Source organism: Streptomyces sp. NPDC017246, from assembly GCF_044331325.1.
GTDB lineage: Bacteria > Actinomycetota > Actinomycetes > Streptomycetales > Streptomycetaceae > Streptomyces.
Window position 1 is genome coordinate 684719 of sequence record NZ_JBIRMW010000001.1, and the last position, 24706, is coordinate 709424.

The window sequence follows — 24706 nt, forward strand, 5'->3', positions numbered from 1 at the left end:
CCCACCCGAGCAGCGCACATAACGGAACGTAACCGGACATCGCCGGGACGGGCTTGGCCGACGCCTTACGGAGCCTTAACCTACGGTCTCGTAACCTACGAATCCGTAGGTATGCCCGTATGCCCCCTCTCCGTCCCCAGGAGTCCCCGTGACACTCACCTCTCCCCACCTCGGCAGCTCGACAGGGTGGACCGACGCGCGGCTGCTCCACGCGCTGGAAGAGGTCGTGGAGAAGGAGCTCAACCGGCACCTCAAGGTCACCAAGGACTGGATGCCGCACGAGTACGTGCCCTGGTCCGACGCCCGGAACTTCCCCGGCTTCTTCGAGGACGGCGAGGCCTGGGACCCGTCGCAGTCCAAGGTCACCGACATCGGCAAGATCGCCCTCGTGGTCAACCTGCTCACCGAGGACAACCTCCCGAGCTACCACCACGAGATCGCCAGCCTCTTCGGCCGCGACGGCGCCTGGGGCACCTGGGTGCACCGCTGGACCGCCGAGGAGGGCCGGCACGGCATCGTGATGCGCGACTACCTCCTCGCCTCGCGCGCCGTCGACCCGGACAAGCTGGAGCAGTTCCGGATGGCGCACATGGCGGAGGGCTTCGAGTCCGACAACCGGCACTCGATGCTGCACTCCGTGGCGTACGTCGCCTTCCAGGAGCTCGCCACCCGCATCTCGCACCGCAACACCGGCCACCAGTCCGGCGACCCGGTCTGCGACCGGATGCTGTCCCGCATCGCCACCGACGAGAATCTGCACATGGTCTTCTACCGCAACCTGCTGGGCGCGGCCTTCGAGATCGCCCCCGACCTGACCATGCAGGCCGTGCGGGACGTCGTGGTCAACTTCCGGATGCCCGGACACGGAATGCCCGGCTTCGAGCGGGCGGCGGCGCAGATGGCGATCGGCGAGATCTACAACATGCGCATCCACCACGACGACGTGCTCCAGCCCGTCCTGCGCTTCCTCAAGGTCCTCCAGATCGACGGCCTGGGCCCCGAGGGCCTGCAGGCCCAGGAGGAGCTGGGGCTCTACATGAACGGCCTGGACTCCGAGGCGAGCAAGTTCGACGAGAGGCTCGCCGCCCGCAAGGCGCGGATGGCCGCCCGCGCGGCCGGCTGAGCCACCGGTTCGACACACACCGCACGCGACGGACGGCACGGGCGCGGGGGGGGGGGGGGGGGGGCCCCGCCGGGCCCGCCCCCCCCCCCCCCCCCCCCCCCCCCCCCCCCCCCCGGGGGCCCGCCCCCCCCCCCCCCCCCCCGCGCCCGTGCCGCTCCGCGCCCGGACCCCTCGTACCCCCGCGCCGAGGCGTCCGCCACCGCTCAGCCCTGTCGGCGCTTGAGCCGGAACCGCTCCTTCTCGGAGAGCCCGCCCCACACCCCGAACCTCTCGTCGTGGCTCAGCGCGTACTCCAGGCACGCCACGCGCCCCTCACAGGCCCCGCAGAGCTGCTTCGCCTCGCGGGTCGAGGAGCCGGGCGCCGGAAAGAAGAACTCCGGGCCGGCCTGGGCGCACAGCGCGTTCTCCTGCCAGGTCATGTCGGGCTCCGGTGCGGTCAGTACGATCGTGTCGGTCTGCATGCCGTACACGCTGCCGGAGGGGCGTAAACGCGCCATCAACGTTCGATCAATGCGACGTTCGCCGCCGTTTGCAAAGCGGCTCGCCGAAGGCCGTCGCCTGCTCGCCGACACGGCCGGCGGGCCTGGCCCACGCCCGACGTCCCGGTGACGCCCCAGGGGCGTGCCATCGGGCTTCACGTCGCGGCCGAACGGTCCGGCGAGTGGGGTGTGCGGGACCTCAGCGGGTGACGCCCAGCGCCGGGAGGACCGTTTCCGCCACCCGGTACGCCTCCTCCAGGAGGGGGTTCCCGGACAGGATGAACGTGTCCACGCCCAGGTCCTGGTACTCCTTGAGGCGCTCCACGACCTGGGCCGTGGAGCCGACCACGGCCGTTCCCGGGCCGGGCCGGAACAGGCTCATCCCGGGCCACAGGTTCGGGTGGGTCTCCAGTTCTCGGGCGTGGGCGGGGACCCGGCCGCCGTGCTGGCGGAACTGGCGCTGCCAGCCGACGCCGTCCTCCCCCGCCCGCTCGCCGAGCTGCCGTGCGTACGTCGCCTCGCTGGTGACGTCCAGGAGCCGGTCGGCCGCCGCCCAGGCCTCGTCCTCGGTGTCCCGGACGATCAGATGGAGGCGCAGCCCGATGCGGAGGGTGCGGCCGTGGGCGGCGGCCCGCGCCCGTACGTGGTCGAGCTTCTCCTTCAGCAGGTGCGGCGGCTCGCCCCAGGTGAGATAGACGTCGACGTGCTCGGCGGCCATCTCAATGCCGGGGGCGGAGGAGCCGCCGAACCAGAGCGGGACGTGCGGTTCCTGGACGGGCCGCAGGTCCCGGAAGGAGGCACCGGCGCCCTTGAGGTCGTAGAAGCGCCCCTTGTGGTCGAAGACCTCCCCGGCGGTGAGCCGTTTGACGATCGACCAGTACTCGGCGCTCAGTTCGTACCGCTCGTCGTGCTCGACGTGGAGCCCGTACTCCCGCAGGGACGCCGTGGAGCCGTTGACGACGTTGAAGCGGAGCCGCCCGCCGAACAGGTTGTCGAAGCTCAGTGCCATCTTGGCGAGCAGGGTCGGCGCGATCAGACCCGGGTGGACGGCGAGCAGCGGCTTGAACCGCGTGCTGGTGGAGGCCGCGAGCGCCGAGCCGAGCGGCCACACGTCGTAGAGGTCGGTGGCGAGCAACGCGCCGGTGTAGCCGAGGCGTTCGACGGTTCCGGCGAGCTGCGTCAGATACCCCAGGTCGACGGGCCGGCGGCCCGCCGGCTCCCAGGGGTAGGCGCCTTCGCGCGGGATGATGTACCAGAGGACTTCGGGTGCCGGGGAGGTCATGGGGATCAGGCCTTCCGGGGCAGGGCGTCGGCGACCGTGATCGCGCGGTCGATGAAACCGGTGCGGTGGAAGATGTCGGCCGCCTCCTGCTGTTCGGCGACGAACTCCTCGGTGACCGCCTCGATCGTCCACGGCAGGGCGCGCAGCGCCGTCTCCCAGTCGTCGACCGTGCCGCCCTGGTCGGCGGCGGCGATCCCGGCGGCCTCGCGCGGATGGGCCGCGGCCCAGTCGTCGGCCCGCCGGAGCGCCCGGGTGAGCGCCTCGACCACCTCGGGCCGCCGCTCGGCCAGGTCGCGCCGGGTGAAGAAGACGGACCGGTCGGTGATGACCTCGCCGGTACGGACCAGGGTGCGCAGCCCGCCGGTGCGGCGGGCTGCCGCGAGCTCGGCGCCCTGGGCGACCCAGGCGGTGATCGCGCCGGCGCGGAGCTTCTCCTCGCTGGCCGAGTCGCCGCGTACGGGAGTGATGTCGGTGGCGTACGAGAGGCCGGCGTCGTCCAGGGCCTTGGCGACGAGGTGGGTCTGCCAGGAGCCGACGGCGAGGTGGACGGTGCCGCCCTTGAGGTCGGCGACGGTCAGGACCGGGCTGTCCTCGGGGACGAGGAGGGCGCCGTGGTCGGGGCGGGGCGCCGAGACGGCGGTGTAGACGATGTCGTGGCCCGCGGCCTGCGCGGTGACGGGCGGGGTGGAGCCGGTGCCGCCGAAGTCGATGGTTCCGTCGGCGAGATGGGCACCGGTGCGGACGCCGTCGGTGTACGGGTGCCAGGTCACGGTCTCGCCGAGCGCGGCGAGCTCCTCCTCGGCGTAGCCGAGCCGGGAGAGGTGGTAGAGGGAGGGGTTGCTGCGGTGGACACCGATGACGACGGTCATGCGGACACTCCTTCGGGAGAGACGGGTGCGGGGACGGGGACGGGGGCGGGTGCGGGGGCGTACGCGGGTGCCTCTTCGGGCGCGTGGACCCCGAGGTCGGCGAGGAGGCGGCGGCGCAGGGCGACGAACGCCGGGTCGCCCGGGTCACGGGGGCGGGCGACCGTGACGGGCTCGTCGGTGACCAGCCGGCCGTCGCGCAGGACGGCGACCCGGTCGGCGAGGCGCACCGCCTCGTCGACGTCGTGCGTCACGAGCAGCACCGCCGGGCGGTGGATCCGGCGCAGCTCGCCGACCAGGTCCTGCATCCGGAGCCGGGTCAGCGCGTCCAGTGCGGCGAACGGCTCGTCGAGGAGCAGGAGTTCGGGCTCCCTGACCAGGGCGCGGGCGAGCGCCACCCGCTGGGCCTCGCCGCCGGAGAGCGTGGCCGGCCAGGCCTCGGCGTGACGTTCGAGCCCGACCTCGGCCAGGGCGCGCAGGCCCGTCGCCCGGGTCGCGGCCCCGCGCGGGAGGCCGACGGTCACATTGGCGAGAACCTTCTTGGAGGGGATGAGCCGGGGCTCCTGGAAGACGATCGTGCGGGCCTCGGGGACCAGGGCCTCTCCCCCGTCGGCGCCGTCGAGGGCGCCGAGGATGCGGAGCAGTGTGGTCTTGCCGCTGCCGCTCGCTCCGAGCAGGGCGAGGAACTCGCCTCTTTCCAGAGTGAGTTCCAGTCCGTCGAGGACCGGTCGGCTGCCGAAGACGCGGCGGAGGCCTCGTACCCGTACCGCCGTGGCGGGGGGTGTCGTGGACGGGGTCATCGGGCTCCTCCTCCGGGGCCGGCGGTGCGCCAGGGCATGAGGACCCGCTCCAGGCCGCGGACGAGAACGTCGGCGGTGAGGCCGAGCAGACCGTAGACGAGGATGCAGACGGCGAGGATGTCGGTGCGGGCGTAGCTCTGGGCCTGGGACATCAGATAGCCGATGCCTTCGGTGGCGTTGATCTCCTCGGCGGCGATGAGCGCGATGACGCTCAGCGTCATGGAGAGCCGCAGTCCGGCCAGGAGCGAGGGCAGCGCGCCGGGGAGGACGACCTGGCGGACGATCGCGAGCCGGCCGAGACCGAAGGTGCGCATGGCCTCGACGAGTTTGCGGTCGGTGCTGCGGACGCCGCCGACGGTGGAGACGTACATGGGGAAGGTGGTGGCGACCGCGATGAGCAGGATCTTCGCGGTCTCGTTGATCCCGAACCAGACCATGAAGAGGGGGACGAGGGAGAGGAAGGGGATGGTCCGCAGTGTCTGGAGCGAGGAGTCGAGCAGCTCGTCGCCCAGCCGGGTGAAGCCGGTGGTGATGCCGAGCGCGAGCCCGGCGGCGAGACCGATGAAGAGCCCGATCCCGGAGCGGGTGAGGGAGGTCGCGAGCGCGTCCGGCAGCTGGCCGTTGCCCCACAGTTCCCCGACCGCGTCGATGACCTGCGAGGGAGAGGCGAGCACGTCGGGGGTGAGGAGACCGGTGGCGGAGGAGGCCCACCAGAGGACGAGGAGGGCGACCGGGCCGAGGGCGCGGACGGTGAGGGAGTACGTACGGGAGCGGGGGCGGCGGAGCTGGGGGCGGGGGGCGACGAGGCCGGGAGGGCTCACGGGCGCCGTCATGACAGCTTCTCGATGTCGAGGAGGTGGGCGGCGATGTCGACCTTGTCCGGGGTGACCTTCTGGTCGGCGTAGAACCGGGCGACGGTCTCGAAGCGCTCGATGTCCTCGGGCCTGATCGCTTCGACGTTGCCGGACTTGCCCGTGAAGGAGATCTGGACCTCCTTGGCCCTGCCGTTGACGGCGGTGGGTCCGGCGTCGGTGAAGACGTTGAGATACGCGGCCGGGTCCCGCTTCTCCTTGGCGCTGTTGTCGTGGAGGTAGGTGTAGAGCGCCTTGACGACCTCGGGGTGCTCCTTGGCGAAGCCCGAACGGACCGCGTTGAGGCTGTAGTTGTCGGAGCCGATGGCGGTGCCGTCGGCGACGAAGTGGGCCTTGCCGGAGCCGATCTCGGCGACGGCGTAGGTGGACCAGACGGCCCAGGCGTCGACCTGGCCCGCGTTGAAGACGGCGGCGGTCTGGTCGGGGCGCAGATAGACCCGCTCCACCTCGCCGGCGGGGATCCCCGCCTTGGCCAGGGCCTTGAGGAGCAGGTACTCGCCGGTGCCGCCCTTGTTGACGGCGACCTTGCGGCCGACGAGGTCGTCGACGGAGTCGATGTCCGAGCCCTCGCGGACGAGGATGCCCTCGCCTACCGGGTCGGGGGCCGTGGCCGTGAAGAAGGCGAAGCCGGGGCTCTGGGAGAGGGAGGTGATGCCCGAGGTGATGGAGCCGGTCGCGATGTCGAGCCGGTCGGCGTTCATCGCCTGGGCGGCGGGTGCGAAGGGACCGGCGCTACCGGTCCACGCCACCTTGGCGCCGACGGCGGCGAGGGCCTTGTCGAGGCTGCCGTCCTTCTTGCCGCGGGCGAGGACGCCGGCGTTGCCGGGGTCCGGGATCCGGATCGTGACCGTGCCCTTCGCCGCCTTCGCCCCGCCGCCGCCCCGACCGGCGGCCGAGTCCGCGGCCGTGCCGCCTCCGCAGGCGGTGAGAGTGGCGAGGGCGGCGAGGGCCGCGAGCGCGGCACGGACGGCGGGCGGGGTGAGTGGGCGCATGACGGTCGTCCTTCGGGAGATCGGGGCGGGCGGGATGGGGTGCTGGTGCGGGGCGGGTTACGGGACCGGCTGAGGGGACGGCTCCGGCCGGGCGGTGGCCGCGAGCCGCCGGGCCCGGCGCAGGGGTTCCGGGTCCGCCCAGGTGCGTACGTCCACGGCCTCGGGCAGGAAACCGTGGGCGCGCAGGGCCTCCTCCTGCCGGGCGAGCAGGTCGAGCCGTGTACCGGACAGGTCCGGGTGGAGGGTGCGGTGGGTGCCGGACCGGTAGGCACCCGCGACCCCCTCGGCGCCCGCCCCGGTCTCGGCGCCGAGGATGCGGGCGACCTCGTCCGGCTCGCCGGCGGCCCAGTCGGCGGCCCGGAGCAGAACGGCCAGGAAGCGGGCCACGAGCTCGGGGTGCTCGTCCAGGAGGTCCTGGTGCACGGTGAGGGGGCGCGGGGTTCCGTTGTTGACACGGTGCGCGGGGTCGGGGAGCGCGTCGAGCTCCACGGCCACCTCGGCCCCGGCGCGGCGGGCCGCCTCGACGGCGAGGGCGCCCTTCACATAGACGGCGTCGACCTCCCCCCGGCGCAGGGCGTCCAGCTCGGCGGCCCACTGGCCCCGATGACCGTCCGCGGGTACGTCGACGAGGGCGGCGTCGCCGAGTCCGTACCCCGCGGAGGCGAGGACCCCTTCGAAGCCGCGCAGGGCCATCGCCCGCCAGAAGTCGATGGCCACGGAGTGCCGGGGCAGGGCGAGCCGGAGACCGCGCAGGGCGGCCGCGCCGCGGACCGGGGAGCCGGGGGCGACGAGCACCGCCTGGCGCTCCTCGATCCAGGTGAGACCGATGAGCCGGGTGCGCTCCCCGCGTGAACGGGCCCACAGCGCGGGCACGTTGCCGCCCTCGCGGAAGAGTCCGGGAAGGGCGTGGGTGAAGTGGGCGGCACGGTCGGCGCCGGGCTCGGCGTCCTGGAGCGAGCGGACGGAGATGCCGTCGGGCGCGAACTCCCGGGCCAGCCAGCCGCGGTCGGCGGCGACACCGGTGGCGGTGGGAACGGGGCAGCGGGTGAACCAGAGCGTGTCGGGAACGCGGGCATGCGTCATGGAGGGCTTCCCGGGGTGTGGTGGGGCGGCGGGCGGCATCGGGGCACGACGGAAATGTCGGTCGGCGCCGCCGTGACCGTGGGCGGTGTGCGGGCGAAGGCGAAGGGCGAGGAGAGCGGAAACGAAAGGGAGGGGAAACGCAGGGGCGAAGGTGACGGCCGGGGCGACGGCCTCGGCGTGGGACGGCTCACGCGTCCGGCGGCCTTCGGCGCACCGTCCGCCCTCGGCCGGGAACGACCCCGTCGAGGAACGGACCGGGAAGCGGACGGACGTCCGTCACGCAGGACGCCAGGCCGCGGACGGTCCCGGCGACGGGCCGGGTCGGCGCACGGCGACGACGAGTCGCGTCAGCGACAGCCGGCCCCCGCGACCCGCGCCAGGTCGATGTGGCGGCGCCGGGTGAGCGCGAGCGGCGCGGAAGAGGCGGGGGGCGCACATCGTGCGGTGCGTCGTGCGGTGCGTCGTCCGTTCATGGCCGGCCCTGCTCCCTTCGGCTCGGTGCCGCTGTGGTGGCTTGGCCGGAACCCTGCCACGGAAGTTCCACCGTCGACAACTCGCCTCCCACGATGTGGGATTGCGTATGAACGGAGTGTTTCCGACCTCACCCGATCCCCGATTCGGCTCCCGTCATATGGGAGCGTGGGAGCCCGATCACCCACGGGGAGCGAACCCTATGACGACCGAGGCCGGCACCGTCCGACCCCCGGCGGGCGCCCAGGCGGTCCGCCGCGCACTGGATGTGCTGCACTGTTTCCACGACAACGGGCCCGACCTGAGCGCCTCCGACCTCGCGCGGCGGCTCGGGCTCTCCACCTCCACCGCGCACCGGCTCGCCCGGACCCTGCTCGGCGCGGGCTTCCTGGAGCAGGACGCCCGGACCGCCCGCTACCGCCTCGGCCCGGCGATGACGGAGCTGGGCCGGCTCTCGTACCACCAGCGGGGACTCCATCTGGCCGCGCCCGAGCTCGCCGATCTCGCCGAACGGACCGGCGCCACCGCCGACCTGGCCCTCCGCAGCGGATCGCATGTGATCATCGTGGCGGGTGGCTCGGTGACCCCGAAGGTGGGGCTGCGCCGGCCGCTGCACTCGACGGCACTCGGAAAGGTGCTGCTCGCGTGGCCCCGGGCGGGCGAGGCGGGCCCGCGCTCCCTGCCGCCGCTGTACGCGTTCACCGAGCGGACGATCGTCGAACCTCCGGCGCTGAGCGCCGAGTTGGCCCGCGTACGGGAGGCGGGGTACGCCCTCAACGACGGCGAGTCGGCCCTCGGGGTGCGGACCGTGGCCGTGCCGGTCCTGGAGCGGGCGGGGCACGCGAGGTTCGCGCTCGCGGTCCGCGCGACCCCGGAGCTGATCACCGACGCACGGCTCGACTGGTACCTGGCGCAGGCGCGGTCCTGCGCCCGCGCCCTGGAGGTCCTGCTGCTCGCCCCGACGGAGCGCCGGGACCCCGGCGAGCGGGCCGGGTAGCCACCGCCGGCCACCCGGCTCGTGACCCGCGGCCAGCGACCCGTCGCCCGTCGCCCGTCGCCCGTCGCCCGTCGCCCGTCGCCCGTCGCGAAGATATCCGCACGGTCGTGCGTTCAGTACCATGGACAGATGAGCGGCAGCACCGGCGGCAGCACCGGGACCAAGACGGACGGACGCGTCGAGCGCGGGAACCAGACCCGGCGCCTCGTGCTCGGCCGGACCATGGACATCGCCTCGATCGAGGGGCTCGAAGGCCTGTCCCTGGGGCGGATCGCGACCGAGCTGCAGCTGAGCAAGAGCGGTGTCTTCGCCCTCTTCGGCTCCAAGGAGGAGCTCCAGCTCGCCACGATCAGGGCCGCCGTCGCCGTCTTCGCCGAGCACGTCGTCACCCCCGTGAACGACGTGCCGCCGGGCGCGCGCCGGGTCCGCGAGCTGTGCCGGAACTGGCTCACGTACTCCTCCGACCGGGTCTTCACGGGCGGCTGTTTCTTCTACGCGGTCTCGGCCGAGTTCGACGCCCGTACGGGTCCGGTGCACGACGCCGTCGCCCGGACCCGCCTCGACTGGAACGCCTATGTGGAGCGCTCCCTGACGGAGGCTCAGGCGGTCGGCGACTTCGCCGGGGACATGGACGCGGAGCAGCTGGCCTTCGAGGTGATCGCCCTCATGGAGGGGGCCAACGCGCAGTCCGTCCTGCTCGGCGACACCCTGGCGTACACCCGCGGCGAGCGGGGCATCACCTCCCGGCTGCGCGCCTCGGCGACGGACCGGGGCCGGAGCGCCCTCGACGCCGAATAGCCCCGGCCGCCCCCGCCGCCCCCCTCTCAGCCGGCGGCGGCCACCCGCTCCTCCGACGGCCCACCGGGCGACGCCACGGACGGTTCGGCGGCCGGCGCCGTCAGGAACTCCACCGCCTCCGCCACGACGTCCGGGTCCCGCAGGATGCGGCGGTGCCCCAGCCCCCGGGTGACGACGAGCCGGGCCCGGTCGCCGTGGGCCCGTGCGAGCAGCCGCGACTGGGCGAGCGGCACCATGTCGTCGCTCTCGTCGTGGAACAGCAGGACGGGCGCACCGAGCGCGCCGGGGTCGCGATCCGCGTCGAAGCGGTCCCAGATGCCCTGCTCGCCCGGTGCGAGCCGCCGCTCCACGTGGTCGCGCATGCACCGTACGACCCGGTCGTCCACGCCGAGTCCGGCCCGGAAGCCCTTGACCAGCAGATCGAAGGAGCCGACGCCGCCGAGCCCGACGAAGCGGGCCGTGCGGACGCCGTCCCGGAGGGTGAAGAGGGAGGCGAGGACTCCGAAGGAGTGGGCGACGACCGCGTCGAAGTCACCGTGTCGCGTGTGCAACTCCCTGATGATCTCCCGGTATTCGACGATGTTGCTCGCCTTTCCGGAGGAGTCTCCGTGGCCGGGCGCGTCGAAGGTGACCGGGCTGTAGCCGCGCGCGAGGAGCGCTTCGGCGAAGGCGGTGAGGCGTGAGGCGCGCGAGGACCAGCCGTGGACGAGCAGGACGGGTCGGCGGCCGTCGCCCCAGGTGTAGGTGACGACGTCATGGCCCCGGATCCGGAGGTGTCCGGTGCGGGCGGCGGCGCGGAACGCCTCCTCCTCGGGCTTCACCCGTGCCCGGCCGAGCGGGCGGACGAAGAGCTGGAAGGCCCAGCGGCCGGCCGGTCCGGGGGCGACGCGGGCGGTGACGTTCAGGGCGGTGCGGATGAGCGGAGCCATCGGGTACATGCCGGATCTCCTCGGTCGTCCTGGGTACCCAAAAATGCTAGCACGATCGTTCGTGTTGTTTTAGGATCGAAGAAGAGGCGGGCCGGTGCCCACCCGGAAAGCACCGGCCCGCCTCACGCCTCCCCCGCCGGCTCCTCGCCGGGCTCGCCGGGCTCCCCGGGCTCCCCGGGCTCCCCGGGCTCCCCGGCAGGCTCCTTCTTCGCCCGGCTCGGCTGCACCCGCTTCGGCTCGCCCGGCATCTTCGGGTACTCCGGCGGATACGGCAGATCGCCGAGCCCGTGGTCCGCCTCGTCCCGCCGGGCCAGCTCCAGCAGGGACTCCAGACCGAACCGCTCGGCGTCCATGTCGGCGTGGACGTCGCCGACCTCGGCGTACCGGACCGGCATCGTCCTGATGTCGAAGTCCTGCGGCACGGCGTCGTCGACCTCCTCCCACCGCAGCGGCGCCGACACCGGGGCGTGCGGACGGGGGCGTACGGAGTAGGCGGAGGCGATCGTGCGGTCCCGGGCGGTCTGGTTGTAGTCGACGAAGATCCGCTCGCCCCGCTCCTCCTTCCACCACTTGATGGTGACCTGCTCCGGCATCCGCCGCTCCAGCTCCCGGCCGCAGGCGATGGCCGCCCGCCTGACCTGTGTGAAGGTCCAGTCCGGTGTGATCGGGACGAAGACATGGAGCCCCCGCCCGCCGGAGGTCTTCGGCCAGCCGCGCAGTCCGTGCTCGTCGAGGACGGCGCGCAGTTCGTGGGCGGCGCGGACGGCGTCGGAGTAGTCGGTGCCGGGCTGCGGGTCGAGGTCGATGCGGAGTTCGTCGGGGTGTTCGGTGTCGTTCCGCCGCACCGGCCAGGGATGGAACGTGACGGCGCCGAGGTTGGCGGCCCAGAGCACGGCGGCCGGTTCGGTGGGACACATCTCGTCGGCCGACCTGCCGCTGGGGAAGGTGATGTGGGCGGTCGGGATCCAGTCGGGCAGATACTTCGGGGCCCGCTTCTGGAAGAAGGACTCGCCGGTCACCCCGTCGGGGTAGCGCTCCAGGGTGGTCGGCCGGTCGCGGAGGGCGCGGGTGATGCCGTCGCCCACGGCCAGGTAGTAGCTGACCATGTCGAGCTTGGTGTAGCCGGGTTCGGGGAAGTACACCTTGTCCGGATTGGACACGCGTACGGTCCGGTCGCCGACTTCCAGTTCCACCGCTGCCGCCTTGCCTGCCATGCCGGTCAGCCTAGGGCTCGCCGACAAGTCCCGCATACCGGACAATCGCCTCATGGATCTTCCGGTGATGCCGCCCGTGAAACCGATGCTCGCCAAGTCCGTGAAGCGCATCCCGCCCGGGATGCAGTACGAGGCGAAGTGGGACGGCTTCCGCGCGATCGTGCACCGGGACGGGCCGGAGCTCGTCATCGGCAGCCGTACCGGCAAGCCCCTCACCCGCTACTTCCCCGAGCTCGTCGAGGCGCTCGCGGCCCGGCTGCCGGAACGCTGTGTGGTCGACGGCGAGATCGTCATCGAACACGACGGCCATCTCGACTTCGACCGGCTCAGCGAACGGATCCACCCGGCCGACTCCCGGGTCCGCATGCTGGCCGAGACCACCCCGGCGCTGTTCGTCGCCTTCGACCTGCTCGCCCTCGGGGACACCTCGCTCCTCGACACCCCGCTCGGTGAGCGCCGGGCCGCCCTGGAGGGAATGCTCGCCGGCGTCGACGCACCGCTCCATCTGGCCCCGGCGACCCGGGACGCCGAACTCGCCGCCCGCTGGTTCGAGCAGTACGAGGGCGCGGGGCTCGACGGGGTGATCGCCAAGCCGCTCGATCTGCCGTACCGGCCCGACACCCGCCTCATGTACAAGATCAAGCACGAGCGGACGGCCGATGTCGTGGTGGCCGGATACCGCTTCCACAAGAGCGGTCCGGTGGTCGGCTCGCTGCTGCTCGGCCTGCACGACGACAAGGGCGCGCTCCAGCACGTCGGCGTGTGCGCGGCCTTCACCGCCCAGCGGCGGGCCGAGCTGATCGAGGAGCTGGAGCCGCTCCGGATGGACCCGCCGGACGGGCACCCGTGGGCGGCCTGGGCGGAGGAGGCCGCGCACACGGGCGCCCGGCTGCCGGGCGCGCCCAGCCGCTGGTCGGGGAAGAAGGACCTGTCGTGGGTGGCGCTGCGGCCCGAGCGGGTCTGCGAGGTCGGGTACGACCACATGGAGGGCGACCGCTTCCGGCACACGGCTCAGTTCAAGCGCTGGCGCCCGGACCGCGCTCCGGAGTCCTGCGGATACGAACAGCTGGACGAGCCCGTCTCGTACGACCTGTCCGCGATCCTGACCTAGGGGCGTCACCGCCCGGCCACTTCCCCTGCCCCGCCGCTGTCGGGAAGACGCCGATCCGCCGAGTGAGATGCTTCACATTCGCCGAGCACCCGATCGGCCCCAACACCTCTCCGTCGAGCATGCGTTCGTCGCACGTACGGTCGATACGCAGAGACGGTGAACAATCCCGCGGCGAGCACCCGGGCCCGTACCTGCGAGAACGTCCCGGGCCGCGCCGGGCGACCGCGCCCGCTCGCCCGCCCGGGCTCCCCCGCACCGCGCCGGAGGGCCGTCGCGTCGTTGCCCCACCGCGACATCGCCGTGCCGGAACCCGTACGGCGATCCGGTACGTATGGAGAGAAGACCCTTCCGTACGCCTCCCGGACCCACTAGGACTGACCCGTGATCACCTCGCCGTCCCGCCTCGTCCCCGTCCCGATCCCCGACCGTGTCGCCGCGCTGATCGGCTCCTGTCTGCCGCTGCACGTTCTCCAGGCCGAGGTCGACGCGGACTGCGCGGCGCGCGAGGTGTACCGCTTCCGGGGGCCGCTCTGCGCGGAGGACCGGGCGGACCGCGAGCACGCGCTCGCCGCGCTCGCCCGCGCCAACAAGATCCTCGCCAAGCACCACCCGAAACTGCCCGTCACCCCCTGAACCCCCGGCGGGTCGTGGCCCCTCACCCGGCGACGGAACGCCTGACGGGTCCGCCCGTCATCTCCCCTGCGGGACACCCCCCGGCAGGTCCGCCCGTCACGTCCTCACGGGTCCGCCCGTTCGGCCGTCCCCCGCATGCACCCGGACGGGGCCGGTGTGACGCTGCGAGAGTGACCACGACCAGCGACGCAGCGCCCGCGCCCCCGGCCGCCACCGAGCCACCCGTGCTCGACAGACGCCGCCGCAACATCGTCTTCGGCACGATCATGCTGGGTGTCCTCCTCGCCGCACTCGACCAGACGATCGTCGGCACCGCCCTGCCCACGATCGTCTCGGACCTCGGCGGCGCCGCCCACATGTCGTGGGTGGTCACCGCGTACCTGCTCGCCGAGACGGTCGCGACCGTCCTCGTCGGCAAGTTCGGCGACCTCTTCGGCCGCAAGGTGATCTTCCAGATCTCGGCGGTCGTCTTCATCACCGGCTCGTTCCTCTGCGGACTCGCCACCAACATGACGCTGCTGATCGTCTGGCGCGGCCTCCAGGGCATCGGCGCGGGCGGTCTGATGGTCACCTCGATGGCGCTCATCGCCGATGTGATCCCGCTGCGCGAACGCGGCAAGTACCAGGGCGCGATCGGGGCCGTGTTCGGCGTGTCCACCGTCATCGGCCCGCTCCTCGGCGGTCTGTTCACCGACCATCTCAGCTGGCGCTGGGCGTTCTACGTCAACGTGCCCATCGCGATCCTGGTCGTCATCGCGGCCGCCCGCACGATCCCCTCCGTACGGTCGGCGAGCAAGCCGGTCATCGACTACGCCGGCATCGCGCTGGTCGCCGCCGGAGCCAGCGCCCTGATCCTGGCCACCAGCTGGGGCGGCAACGAGTACGCGTGGACCTCCGGGGTCATCATCGGCCTCTTCGCCGGCGGCATCATCGCACTCGCCCTGTTCTGCTGGGTGGAGACCCGCGCCGCCGAACCCATGCTTCCGATGCGGCTGTTCGGCAATCCGGTCTTCACCGTCTGCTCCGTGCTGAGCTTCGTCGTCGGCTTCGCGATGCTCGGCGCGATGACCTTCCTGCCGACGTACCTCCAGTACGTCGACGGGGACTCGGCGACCGTCTCCGGCATCCGCACCCTGCCCATGGTCGTCGGCCTGCTCATCGCCTCGATCTTCAGCGGCAACGTGGTCAGCAAGACCGGCCACTACCGGATCTTCCCCATCGTCGGCTGTCTGGTGATGGGACTCGGGCTCTATCTGCTGTCGCTGATGGACCCGGGCACCGGCACCTGGCTCGCGTCGCTCTACATGTTCGTACTCGGCGTCGGCATCGGCCTGTGCATGCAGGTCCTCACCATCGCCGTGCAGAACACCGTCGACTACTCCGACCTCGGCACCGCCACCTCCGGCGTCACCTTCTTCCGTACCCTCGGCAGCTCCTTCGGCACCGCCGTCTTCGGCACCATCTACGTCAACTCCCTCACCCCCAACCTCGCGGCGGGGGTCGGCGAGGCCACGGCCGTCGCCGAGAGCCTCGGCGTGGACCCGACAGGAATCGCGCAGGCGGCGCAGAGCCCGGCCGGGGTGCACGCCCTGCCGGACCAGGTGGCCGAGCCGATCGTCAACGCCTACGCCGACACCCTCCACACCGTCTTCCTCTGGACGGTGCCGGTCGCCGCCGTCGGCTTCGTCGTCGCGCTCTTCCTCAAGCAGGTGACGCTCCGCGACTCGGCACGCGCCGCCGCACCCGACATGGGCGAGGGCTTCGCCTCCCCCACCTCGTCCGGCGACTCCGCGCAACACCTGGAACTGGCCGTGGGCAGGATCATGCGCAGGATCGACCTCACCACCGCACGGCGGATCCTCGACACCTCCGACACACGGCTCGACACGGCCGGGGCATGGGCGGTGATGCAGGTCGAGCTCTACACGCGGACGGTCGGCCACGCCAGCCTGGGACTGATCTCGGCGGGACGACGGGTCCCGCCCGAGGTGCTGCTGCCGGTCTTCGACCGGATGGTCGACGAGGGCTTCCTGACCCGCGACGGCCATCTCCTCTCCCACACATCGGCGGGCAGGCGCGAGGCGGACGTCATCACGCACGCCTGGGGCGACTGGCTCTCCGACCGCGTCGAGCAGGAGAGCGGCCGGCCCAGCGGCCCCGAACTGCGGGTGGCGACGGACGCCATCGCCAAGAAGGTCGTCGCCGAGGACCTCGCCAACGGCCTCCCCGACCGCTCGCTCGACGGCGACGGCGCCCGCGCGCTGAGCCGGACCGCCGGCGGCTGACACGGGACCGCGCGGGGAGGGACGACGCGGCACCACTCCCGACGACAGCGCGGCATCCGGGACTGGCACAGCCGGCTACTCCGGCCGGCGGTCCGCGTCCTGGTCGGTGACGTCGCCGTCCACGTACACCCACGCGCCCTCGTGGCGGGCGAAGCGGCTCCGTTCGCGCATCGCACCCGGTTCGCCGTCGTGGACATGACGCGCCGTGAAGGTGACAGTGCCGCGCCGGTGGAAGGCGGTGCCCTCGGTGGCCTCCTCGATCTCCAGGCCTGTCCAGCGCAGACCGGGGTCGAAGTCGACCTCGCCCGGCCTGGTCTCCGGTGCCCAGGTGCGCAGCAGATAGGCCTCGTCGTGGACGACGAAGGCGCTGTAGCGGGAGCGCATGAGAAGGGCGGCGGTGGGCGCCGTCCCGCCCGTACCCGTGTGGAACCGGCCGCAGCACGCGCCGTACGGGGCGTCGAGGCCGCACGGGCAGGGGGACTCCGCGGTCACGGCGGGCGCGAACGGGCGGGGGGCGGGCGTACGCGGGCGGGTCTTGCGTCGGGACATGCCGCCATTGTCCCCCACCGGGTGCGCGGCGCGGCGCCCGGCATGTGGACGGCCGCGTGGACGCCGGGCGGGAATCCCGCTGCTCAGAGGGTGCGTCCGAGTAGCGTACGAGCATGAAACTGACGATTCTCGGAGGCGGCGGATTCCGGGTGCCGCTGGTGTACGGCGCTCTTCTCGGCGACCACGCCGAGGGGCGGGTCACCCACGTCACTCTGTACGACCTCGACGAGGGGCGGCTCTCGGCCATCGCCAGGGTGCTGGCGGAGCAGGGCGAGGGGGTGCCGGACGCGCCCGGGGTGACGGCGACGACGGACCTGGACGAGGCCCTGCGCGGCGCGGACTTCGTGTTCTCCGCGATCCGGGTCGGCGGCCTCGACGGCCGGGCGGCCGACGAGCGGATCGCACTCGCCGAAGGCGTCCTCGGCCAGGAGACGGTGGGCGCGGGCGGGATCGCGTACGGACTGCGGACCGTACCCGTCGCGGTGCACATCGCCCGCAGGATCGCCGAGCTCGCCCCGGACGCCTGGGTCATCAACTTCACCAACCCGGCGGGCCTGGTCACGGAGGCGATGTCCCGGATCCTCGGCGACCGGGTCGTCGGCATCTGCGACTCCCCCGTGGGCCTGGGCCGACGCGTCGCCCGCATCCTGGGCGCCGACCCGGACGAGGCCTGGATCGACTACGTGGGCCTCAACCACCTGGGCTGGCTGCGGGGACTGCGGATCGGCGGCCGCGACGAGCTGCCCCGGCTGCTCGCCGACGAGGAGGCGCTCGGCTCCTTCGAGGAGGGCAGGCTCTTCGGACCCGAGTGGCTGCGCTCGCTCGGCGCGATCCCCAACGAGTATCTGCACTACTACTACTTCAACCGGGAGGCGGTGCACGCCTACCGGACGGCGGAGCGGACCCGCGGCGCCTATCTCCGTGACCAGCAGGCCGGTTTCTACGCGGAGGCGACGAAGCCCGGGACGCCCGCCCTGGCGGCCTGGCACCGAACGCTCGCCGACCGGGAGGCCACCTACATGGCGGCCAACCGGGAGGCCGCCGGGATCGGGGACCGCGACGAGGAGGACCTGGAGTCCGGCGGCTACGAGAAGGTGGCGCTCGCCCTGATGCGGGCGGTCGCGCGCGACGAGCGGGCCACCCTGATCCTCAACGTGCGCAACGGGACGACGCTCACCGCGCTCGACGCGGACGCGGTGATCGAGGTGCCCTGCTTCGTGGACGCGAACGGCGCCCACCCGGTGGCGGTGTCCCCGCTGCCGTACCACGCGGTGGGGCTGGTGACCGCCGTGAAGGCCGTGGAGCGGGAGGTCCTCGCGGCGGCGGAGAGCGGCTCGCGCGCCACCGCGGTCAAGGCCTTCGCCCTGCATCCGCTGGTCGACTCGGTGACGGTGGCCCGCCGGCTCGTGGACGGCTACACCGCGGAGCACCCGGGTCTGGCCTATCTGCGGCACTGAACCGACACCCGGTCGTACGGCCGACGAACATCTTTACGCGGCCGGGGGCGCGGCCTAGGCTCGCGCCCCATGACCTCACAGCGCACGGGAGTTCGACGAGAGGTGGCCCGCCTCGTCGCGGTCTGTCTGCTGGCCGCCGGTCTGGTGGGAACCGTACCGGCGGCGGCCGGGACCCCGACGCCGGGGGACGGCCCGGTCGTCGTCCCCGTACAGACGACCGGCCCCACGGACCGGCGCTTCAACCTGGTGTTCATGGGAGACGGCTACACGGCGGCGGAGATGCCGGCGTTCCGGGCGGACCTGGAACGGCACCTCAACACCCTGTGGAGCATCGAGCCGTTCGCCTCGTACCGTTCGTACATCAACGTGTGGGCGGTGGAGGCCCCTTCGGCCGAGTCGGGAGTGGACTGCGACCCCGCCCTGACCGCCCCCGCCCGTGACACCGTCCTCGGCATGGGGTTCTGGGGCGGCTGCAACCCGGACAGCGTGCAGCGGCTGCTGACCGTCGACAGCGCGAAGGCCGCCGCGCTCGCCGATCTCGTCCCCGGCACCAGCCGCGCCAACCGGCAGGTCGTGGCCCTCGCACACAGCTCCACCTACGGCGGCGCGGGCGGCGGTTACGCCACCGCGTCCGGCGGCAACGCGCTCTCCTCCCTCATCACCCCGCACGAGATAGGGCATTCGCTCGGCGGCCTCCAGGACGAGTACGACTACTACGCGCGCGGAGTGCCGGGCGGGGCGTACTCCGGCCCCGAACCCTCCTCCACCCACCACACACTCCTGACGGAACGCCACATGCTGGACCAGCGGGCCAAATGGTGGCGCTGGCTCGGCGAGGAGAGCGAGTCCGGCGGAGTCGTCGGCCGCTTCGAGGGCGGCCTGTACAGCACGCGGGGCGTCTGGCGACCGAGCCGCCACTCCCTGATGAAGACCCTCGGCTACGCCTTCGACCAGGTGGAACGCGAGGTGATGGTGCAGACGATCTCCGCCAAGGTGAACCTGGTCCAGGGCCACACACCGGCCACGGCGCCGATCGGCGCCGACCGGACGGTGTGGGTGGACACCCTGCACCCGGTGGGCGGGGCGCTCTCCGTGACCTGGCGGCTGGACGGGCGGACGCTTCGCACGCACGGCGCACGCACGGTCGACCTGCGCAGACTGCGCCTCTCCCCCGGCCCTCACACCCTCACGGCGACGGTCACCGACCCGACGCCCTTCGTCCGCGACCCGGCGGTCCGCGCGTCCACGGCGCTCACCCGGACGGTCACCTGGACCGTGGACGGCTCCGTCACCACCGTGCGGGAGGCGACCGCGGCCGCCTTCACCGGCCGCACCCCCACCGGCTCGCCCGTCGGCGCCCGGTCCGTCGTCCACGCCGACACCACCCACCCGGCGGACCGCACCCCGGCCGTGCGCTGGCGGCTCGACGGCCGGCCCGTCGCCACCGGCGCCGACGACCGTGACCTGGACCTGCGTCCGCTCCGGCTCGCTCCGGGCACCCACATCCTGACCGCGCACCTCGCCGGTACGGACGAGAAGGTGAGCTGGACCGTGGACGCCCGGCCCGCCACGGCCTCGTACGAACTGTCCGAGCCGGTACGTACGGTGCGGCGCCCCGGACGGCCCGTGGAGTACGTCTACGACGGGCCGTTCACGATGCGGCTGACCGCGCGGGACGACCAGGAGGGCGCGGTGGTGAGCCAGTTCCGGGTGAACGGTGACGGCTGGTACACGTACTACGGCTGGCCGACGGACGCGGACGCGCCGTTCCGCTTCTCGCCGGGCGGCACCGTGATCGACGACCTCGTGTACGGGAAGCTGGGCCGGAGCCGGGCCGTGCCGTGGGACGACGCGAGCCCCGACTACGGCACGCACACGATCGAGTACCGCACGATCGACGCGGCCGGCAATGTCGGCGCCGCGCGGAGCTTCCTGGTGACGCTGACGCCGCCGGGCCGGCGGTAGGAGAGGGCCGGACCGCGGGAGACAGGCCCGAGCACCTCAGACCGTAGGAGACCGGCCCGAGCACAGGAGAAAGGCCCGCGGACCTGAGGTCCGCGGGCCTTCTCCTGCGCTGTTCCTGCCGGGTCAGGGCTTGCGGGCGACAGCGGCCCACCCGGGGATGGGCTCGTCGCCCGCCACCGGGACGGGCTCGCCCAGCTCCGGGTGCCACTCGGCGGTGAGCGAGACCCCGGGCTCGACGAACTCCAGTCCGTCGAAGAACGCGGCCAGTTCGTCCCGCGAGCGGGGCCGCAGGGTCAGCCCGCGCTGCTTGTACATCGCGACCGCCTCCGCCGCGCCCTCGGGGTTGAAGTCCCCGGTGACATGGGAGAGCACCAGGTAACTGCCCGGAGCCAGCTGGTCCACGAGCTTGCGGACCAGCTCGTACGCGCCGTCCTCGTCCCCCACGAAGTGCAGCAGGGCGAGCATCGACAGCGCGATGGGCTGATCGAAATCAAGGACCTTTCCGGCCCTTTCGAGGATGATCTCGGGCTCGCGGGCGTCCGCCTGTATGTACTCGGTGGCCCCTTCCGGGGTCGAGCGCAGCAGGGCGGCGGCGTGCGCGAGCACGATCGGGTCGTTGTCGCAGTAGACGATGCGGGAGTCCGGCGCGGCCTCCTGCGCGATCTGGTGCAGGTTGGGCTCGGTCGGGATGCCCGTACCGACGTCCAGGTACTGGCGGACGCCGTGGGCGCTGAGCCAGCGGATGGCACGGTGCATGAAGGCCCGGTTGACGCGGGCCATGTCCCGGCCCCGGGCGTCGACGGTGAGCAGCTGGCGTGCCATGGCCTCGTCGACCGGGTAGTTGTCCTTGCCGCCCAGGAACCAGTCGTACATACGTGCCGGATGCGGCGTGCTGGTGTCGATCCGTACGGATGCGGGGTCCTGGGTCATCGGCTCTCCTGATCGGAATGAACGAGTGGCACTACAGCAAGAGTTACGCGACGGTAGGGGCGTGACGGAAGGGGTCAGGTGAGCAGAAAGTCAGCCTGACCGGATTTGGCCCCCTGGATGAATGCGGCGATCTCTCCGTGGGTGTAGATGAGCGCGGGTCCCTCAGGGTCTGCGGACTGTCGCACGGCGACTCTGCCGTCGGCCAGCTTCATGGCCTCGACGCAGTTGCCCCCGTTCCCGCCGCTCCAGGGCTTGTGCCAACCCTCGGCACCGAGCTCAGCGGCGGGCATGCCGTTGTATATGCGATCCATTCACAGCTCCTTGCGGAGACCCCGAAGGATCTCCTTCGTGCGTTGTGCAGTCGCGGCCTGAGCCGCCATGCGGTCCATGACCTCCAGGTGGGATGCCACCTCGGGACGCGCGTCGAGGTAGACCGCGCCGGTCAGGTACTCGCTGTAGACCATGTCCGGAAGTTCCGGCATGGCGAAGCGGAAGAGGACGAACGGTCCGTAGGTGCCGGGGTGATGGCCGGACGCGAACTCCGCGATCTGCAGGGTGACGTTCGGCAGCTCGGACGCTTCGAGCAGCCGGTCGAGCTGGTCGCGCATCACTTCGGGCCCTGCGCCGACCGGTCGGCGGAACACCGTCTCGTCCATGATCACCCAGAACTTCGGGGCGTCCTCCCTGGTCAGCAGGGACTGGCGCTCCATCCGTAGGGCTACATGCCGCTCGGCGTCCTCGTCCTTGCCGGCATCGCTGCCGCCACCGACCGCCCCGCTGCGCAGAATGGCGCGGGCGTAGTCCTCGGTCTGGAGGAGACCGGGGACGAACTGGGGCTCATAGGCCCGGATGAGGCTGGCGGCCCCTTCCAGGCTCACGTACATGGAGAACCAGCCGGGCAGCACGTCGTGGAACCGCTGCCACCAGCCGGGGAGATTGGCCTCCTCCGCGAGGGCGATGAAGCCCTCGGCCTCGGAGTCCGTGATCCCGTACTCCTTCAACAGGAGCTGCACGTACGGAATCTTCAGCGCGACCTCGGCGGTCTCCATCCGCCGGACGGTGGCCGGGGCCACTCGGAGGATCTTCGCGGCCTCTTCCCTCTTCAGGCCGGCTCGCTCCCGCAGATCCTGCAGGCGCCTGCCGAGAACGACCTGTCCCACCGTGGGGGCGGACCGCGGCTCGCTCACTCTCAAGACCTCCCCGACGCACTGTTTCGATGAGTGTGCCACGAAGGAGGGACAGAGAGAACACGGCACTCTGCAATTTTCAGAGTGCCACTTGCCAAGTGTCCGAGTCAGGAGGACAGTGTTCCGGTGAACCAGTACTCGCTGCCGCCGTGCGCCACCGCGCCACGGCGACAGCGCCGTACGGCAGTCCTGCCCACTGTTGTGAGGAACCGGTCGTGGCTTCTGGTAACGCGCAGCCTTCAGGTCTCATGAGTCCCCGAGTCATGGCCCCGCGCCCGCAGCCCCAGACCGATCGCGGCACCGATACGGTGCGCCGCTTCGCCTTCGAGCTTCCGGCCCTCACCGGGTCGGTCGCCCGGGCCCGCCGGCTCGCGGAGGAGCGACTCATTCTGTGGGGCTGCGGCCCCGACATACGTGACACGGTGGCCCTGGTCGTCTCCGAGCTCGTCACCAACGCCGTGGTGCACACCGCCAGTGACCGGGTGGTCTGCGAGATACGCGAGGGCGAGGAGACACTGCGGATAGCCGTACGGGACGAGGGCGGCGCGGCAGGACCGCGGATACGCGACTGCGGCGAGGACGAACGAGGACGCGGACTCCTCATCGTCGACGCGCTGTGCACCGCCTGGGGCGCCGACCGCACCGGACACGGCACCGCCCAGGTCGTGTGGGCGGAGCTGGCCCACGGCATGGGGGAGCCGTGCTGAGGGCGATGGCCACCCGTATGATCCCGCTGTTCCCCGGGGCCCGCAGGTCCCTCTCCGCAGCCGCCGGCAACGCCGGCCGTGTGCCGGAACCCCGCCGCTCCCCCGAACTCCTCCCCGGCATCCGAGGCACCTCCGGCTCCGCCCGCCTTCAGGAACTGGGCGCCACCCGCCTCGCCGTCCCCGTCGGCCTGCACACCGGCCTCGGCTGCGACGCCGTCGGTGTCCCCGCCCGCTTCGGCTTCAAGATCCTCTCCCGGCTCCCCGCCAACGGCTGCGTCTACGCCGACTCCGACTGGTGGTGGTGGCTGGTCCCCGGCGGCTCCGACCACGACGTGACCTGGCCGCTGCCCGCCTGCTACGCACGCGGCGGCGAGATCCCGGACCGCCGGCCCCGCCTCATCCACCACCCCGACGGCACCTCCCCCTACACACCGCCGATCCCTCTCTACCTGCTGGTGTGCCAGCTGACCGGGATCGCGCCGTCCTGGGCGGCACCGCCGGTACGCAGCAGCCTCTGACGCGTGTCGCCGGGCGCCTCCGGCCGGACACGGAGGGCGCTCGGAGGGCGCTCGGGCGCAGACGGGCCGCGCCCGGACGCACACGCGCCCTCGGCAGCCCCACCGCGGCCCCATGACGGCATAGGGTCGGGAGCATGTTCACCCCGCAGGGTCCCAGCCTCCGCGAGCTGACCGTCCAGGCCCTCTCCTCCGTCGAGCACGGCTACGACCTGCTCGCGGACAAGTTCGACGCGACCCCGTTCCGCACCTCGGACCGCCTCCTGACGGCGGTCGCCCGCACTCTGGAAACCCTCGGGCCCTTCGACTCGGGACTCGACGTCTGCTGCGGCACCGGCGCCGGACTCGGCGTCCTGCGCGCGGTCTGCGCCGGGCGGGTCACCGGCGTCGACTTCAGTACGGGCATGCTGACCCGGGCCCGCGACGCCCACCCCGCCGCCGACCTGGTCCGCGCCGACGCCCTGGCCCTGCCCTTCGCCCCGGCCTTCGACCTGGCGGTCAGCTTCGGCGCCTTCGGTCACTTCCTCCCGGACGAACAGCACACCCTGTGCACCCAGGTCCACGCGTCACTACGCCCCGGCGGAACCTTCGCCTTCCCGGTCGCGGCCCCGCCCCGGGTCGGCTCCCGCCTCTACTGGACGCTGTGGGGCTTCGACGCCACGATGCGCGTCCGCAACACCCTGTGGCGCCCACCGTTCGTCATGTACTACCGCACCTTCCGCCTCGCGGACATCCGCGAGCGCCTGGAGGACACGGGCTTCGACGTCTCCCTCACCCCGGTCGAAACCCTGGGCCGCCGGGACGACGGGAGCCCGCGGTGCCGCCTCGTGGTGGCGCGGAAGAGGGAGACGGGCGAGGCGAAGGCCGGAGGCCCTGGGCGCGGGCTCAGGCCTTCTTGACCACGCTGGACTTGAGGGCCTTGACGACGGTCACCGTGTCGCCGTCGTTCAGCACAGTGCCGACCGCGTCCCACGGCCGCCGCGTACAACGCGAAATGCCGGTCGATACGAGATCGACCGGCATTTCGGCTGGTGTCCGAGGGGGGACTTGAACCCCCACGCCCGATAAAGGGCACTAGCACCTCAAGCTAGCGCGTCTGCCATTCCGCCACCCGGACAAGGTGTCTGCCGCAGCGGGGTTTCCCTCGCGGCGACAGATGTAACTCTACCAGGGGTTCGCGGTGGCTTTCACCAGCGTTTTCCGTGGTCAGTGGGGTGCGGCCGCCTTGCGGACCTTGATCAAGTCCGAAGGGCGCGGGCGGTGCGCACAGGGTGTGCCCGGTCGTACCCGAAGGGTGCGGGGACCTCGACCGGAGGGCGAAGCCCAGGAAGCCGACGGCGTTGTCGCACTCGGTCCGCCAGAGACGCGTTCCTTGTCGGCGGCGGCCGCGTAGAGGCGGTTGGAGGGGAGCCCGGCGCCCCCCGACGCCGGCTCCGTGGATGCCACATTGACGACCCCGAC

At 72.4% G+C, this 24706-nt stretch carries 26 protein-coding genes and 1 tRNA gene; 11 read left to right on the forward strand and 16 right to left on the reverse strand.

From position 1 onward, the window contains the following. The first annotated feature begins 148 nt into the window (after positions 1–148). Positions 149–1123, forward strand: coding sequence for an acyl-ACP desaturase (locus tag ACH4MY_RS03075; protein WP_397996656.1), 975 nt, complete (start codon positions 149–151; stop codon positions 1121–1123). A 203-nt stretch (positions 1124–1326) separates the two neighbouring features. Here ACH4MY_RS03075 and ACH4MY_RS03080 read toward each other — a convergent pair whose 3' ends face one another. The 8 genes from ACH4MY_RS03080 to ACH4MY_RS03115 form a co-directional block, all read right to left on the reverse strand. Further along, on the reverse strand, positions 1327–1584 hold the full coding sequence (locus ACH4MY_RS03080; protein WP_397996659.1) for a WhiB family transcriptional regulator: 258 nt from the start codon (positions 1582–1584) through the stop codon (positions 1327–1329). A gap of 217 nt (positions 1585–1801) precedes the next feature. Next, entirely contained in the window at positions 1802–2884 is a 1083-nt protein-coding gene (locus tag ACH4MY_RS03085) for an LLM class flavin-dependent oxidoreductase (protein WP_397996662.1), read from the reverse strand. Between the two features lie 5 nt (positions 2885–2889). Next, positions 2890–3753, reverse strand: coding sequence for an ABC transporter substrate-binding protein (locus tag ACH4MY_RS03090; protein ID WP_397996665.1), 864 nt, complete (start codon positions 3751–3753; stop codon positions 2890–2892). Continuing rightward, positions 3750–4550 carry an ABC transporter ATP-binding protein gene (locus tag ACH4MY_RS03095; protein ID WP_397996668.1) on the reverse strand — a complete coding sequence of 267 codons (801 nt, stop codon included), beginning with the start codon at positions 4548–4550 and terminating at the stop codon, positions 3750–3752. Before ACH4MY_RS03095 ends, ACH4MY_RS03090 begins: the two co-directional genes overlap by 4 nt. Then, the gene (locus tag ACH4MY_RS03100; protein ID WP_397996670.1) at positions 4547–5383 is read right to left on the reverse strand and encodes an ABC transporter permease; all 837 of its coding nucleotides are present in this window, start codon (positions 5381–5383) and stop codon (positions 4547–4549) included. The genes ACH4MY_RS03095 and ACH4MY_RS03100 overlap by 4 nt, the downstream gene beginning before the upstream one ends. After that, a complete protein-coding gene (locus ACH4MY_RS03105) occupies positions 5380–6414 on the reverse strand; it encodes an ABC transporter substrate-binding protein (protein ID WP_397996673.1) in 1035 nt (344 codons plus the stop codon). Before ACH4MY_RS03105 ends, ACH4MY_RS03100 begins: the two co-directional genes overlap by 4 nt. A gap of 57 nt (positions 6415–6471) precedes the next feature. Continuing rightward, complete coding sequence (locus ACH4MY_RS03110; RefSeq protein WP_397996676.1) at positions 6472–7497, reverse strand: ABC transporter substrate-binding protein; 1026 nt, start codon at positions 7495–7497, stop codon at positions 6472–6474. A gap of 347 nt (positions 7498–7844) precedes the next feature. Continuing rightward, entirely contained in the window at positions 7845–7970 is a 126-nt protein-coding gene (locus ACH4MY_RS03115; protein ID WP_397996678.1) for a putative leader peptide, read from the reverse strand. A gap of 200 nt (positions 7971–8170) precedes the next feature. Here ACH4MY_RS03115 and ACH4MY_RS03120 point away from each other — a divergent pair, with 200 nt between their 5' ends. Together ACH4MY_RS03120 and ACH4MY_RS03125 are read left to right on the forward strand one after the other, a co-directional pair. Next, on the forward strand, positions 8171–8965 hold the full coding sequence (locus ACH4MY_RS03120; RefSeq protein WP_397996681.1) for an IclR family transcriptional regulator: 795 nt from the start codon (positions 8171–8173) through the stop codon (positions 8963–8965). 129 nt (positions 8966–9094) lie between these two features. Further along, on the forward strand, positions 9095–9763 hold the full coding sequence (locus ACH4MY_RS03125) for a TetR/AcrR family transcriptional regulator (RefSeq protein WP_397996683.1): 669 nt from the start codon (positions 9095–9097) through the stop codon (positions 9761–9763). A gap of 26 nt (positions 9764–9789) precedes the next feature. Here the strand turns inward: ACH4MY_RS03125 and ACH4MY_RS03130 are convergent, their stop codons facing one another. Together ACH4MY_RS03130 and ligD are read right to left on the reverse strand one after the other, a co-directional pair. Further along, a complete protein-coding gene (locus ACH4MY_RS03130; protein WP_397996686.1) occupies positions 9790–10701 on the reverse strand; it encodes an alpha/beta hydrolase in 912 nt (303 codons plus the stop codon). Positions 10702–10814: 113 nt separating this feature from the next. Beyond that, on the reverse strand, positions 10815–11906 hold the full coding sequence (gene ligD, locus ACH4MY_RS03135) for a non-homologous end-joining DNA ligase (RefSeq protein ID WP_397996688.1): 1092 nt from the start codon (positions 11904–11906) through the stop codon (positions 10815–10817). Positions 11907–11958: 52 nt separating this feature from the next. On the opposite strand from ligD, the gene ACH4MY_RS03140 reads away from it, so the two are divergent. The 3 genes from ACH4MY_RS03140 (at position 11959) to ACH4MY_RS03150 (ending at position 15935) form a co-directional block, all read left to right on the forward strand. Beyond that, positions 11959–13017, forward strand: coding sequence for an ATP-dependent DNA ligase (locus ACH4MY_RS03140; RefSeq protein ID WP_397996690.1), 1059 nt, complete (start codon positions 11959–11961; stop codon positions 13015–13017). 381 nt (positions 13018–13398) lie between these two features. Then, complete coding sequence (locus ACH4MY_RS03145; protein WP_371635200.1) at positions 13399–13650, forward strand: hypothetical protein; 252 nt, start codon at positions 13399–13401, stop codon at positions 13648–13650. Between the two features lie 170 nt (positions 13651–13820). Next, positions 13821–15935, forward strand: coding sequence for an MDR family MFS transporter (locus ACH4MY_RS03150; RefSeq protein ID WP_397996693.1), 2115 nt, complete (start codon positions 13821–13823; stop codon positions 15933–15935). 75 nt (positions 15936–16010) lie between these two features. Here the strand turns inward: ACH4MY_RS03150 and ACH4MY_RS03155 are convergent, their stop codons facing one another. After that, positions 16011–16484, reverse strand: a complete 474-nt coding sequence (locus tag ACH4MY_RS03155; protein WP_397996696.1) for a YchJ family protein — start codon at positions 16482–16484, stop codon at positions 16011–16013. Positions 16485–16597: 113 nt separating this feature from the next. Between ACH4MY_RS03155 and ACH4MY_RS03160 the strand changes: the two genes are divergently transcribed. Continuing rightward, positions 16598–17941, forward strand: coding sequence for a 6-phospho-beta-glucosidase (locus ACH4MY_RS03160; RefSeq protein WP_397996698.1), 1344 nt, complete (start codon positions 16598–16600; stop codon positions 17939–17941). Between the two features lie 69 nt (positions 17942–18010). Continuing rightward, positions 18011–19906 carry a M64 family metallopeptidase gene (locus ACH4MY_RS03165; RefSeq protein WP_397996701.1) on the forward strand — a complete coding sequence of 632 codons (1896 nt, stop codon included), beginning with the start codon at positions 18011–18013 and terminating at the stop codon, positions 19904–19906. Between the two features lie 123 nt (positions 19907–20029). Here ACH4MY_RS03165 and ACH4MY_RS03170 read toward each other — a convergent pair whose 3' ends face one another. From ACH4MY_RS03170 to ACH4MY_RS03180, 3 genes are all read right to left on the reverse strand, one after another. Beyond that, on the reverse strand, positions 20030–20836 hold the full coding sequence (locus tag ACH4MY_RS03170) for an SAM-dependent methyltransferase (RefSeq protein ID WP_397996703.1): 807 nt from the start codon (positions 20834–20836) through the stop codon (positions 20030–20032). A gap of 74 nt (positions 20837–20910) precedes the next feature. Continuing rightward, positions 20911–21147 (reverse strand): DUF397 domain-containing protein, encoded by a 237-nt coding sequence (locus ACH4MY_RS03175; RefSeq protein WP_015037566.1) that lies wholly within the window; start codon positions 21145–21147, stop codon positions 20911–20913. Beyond that, positions 21148–22023 (reverse strand): helix-turn-helix transcriptional regulator, encoded by an 876-nt coding sequence (locus ACH4MY_RS03180; RefSeq protein ID WP_397996704.1) that lies wholly within the window; start codon positions 22021–22023, stop codon positions 21148–21150. It lies immediately after the preceding gene. Positions 22024–22286: 263 nt separating this feature from the next. Between ACH4MY_RS03180 and ACH4MY_RS03185 the strand changes: the two genes are divergently transcribed. The 3 genes from ACH4MY_RS03185 to ACH4MY_RS03195 all read left to right on the forward strand — a co-directional run bounded on the left by ACH4MY_RS03185 (position 22287) and on the right by ACH4MY_RS03195 (position 24144). Then, a complete protein-coding gene (locus ACH4MY_RS03185; protein WP_397997384.1) occupies positions 22287–22730 on the forward strand; it encodes an ATP-binding protein in 444 nt (147 codons plus the stop codon). A gap of 5 nt (positions 22731–22735) precedes the next feature. Then, positions 22736–23248 carry a hypothetical protein gene (locus ACH4MY_RS03190; RefSeq protein ID WP_397996707.1) on the forward strand — a complete coding sequence of 171 codons (513 nt, stop codon included), beginning with the start codon at positions 22736–22738 and terminating at the stop codon, positions 23246–23248. Between the two features lie 134 nt (positions 23249–23382). Next, the gene (locus ACH4MY_RS03195) at positions 23383–24144 is read left to right on the forward strand and encodes a class I SAM-dependent methyltransferase (RefSeq protein WP_397996710.1); all 762 of its coding nucleotides are present in this window, start codon (positions 23383–23385) and stop codon (positions 24142–24144) included. Here the strand turns inward: ACH4MY_RS03195 and ACH4MY_RS03200 are convergent. Next, positions 24131–24268, reverse strand: coding sequence for a PhnA domain-containing protein (locus ACH4MY_RS03200; protein ID WP_397996712.1), 138 nt, complete (start codon positions 24266–24268; stop codon positions 24131–24133). The genes ACH4MY_RS03195 and ACH4MY_RS03200 overlap by 14 nt on opposite strands. 6 nt (positions 24269–24274) lie before the next feature. Continuing rightward, positions 24275–24362: transfer RNA gene (locus tag ACH4MY_RS03205), tRNA-Leu, on the reverse strand. Between the last annotated feature and the right edge of the window lie 344 nt (positions 24363–24706).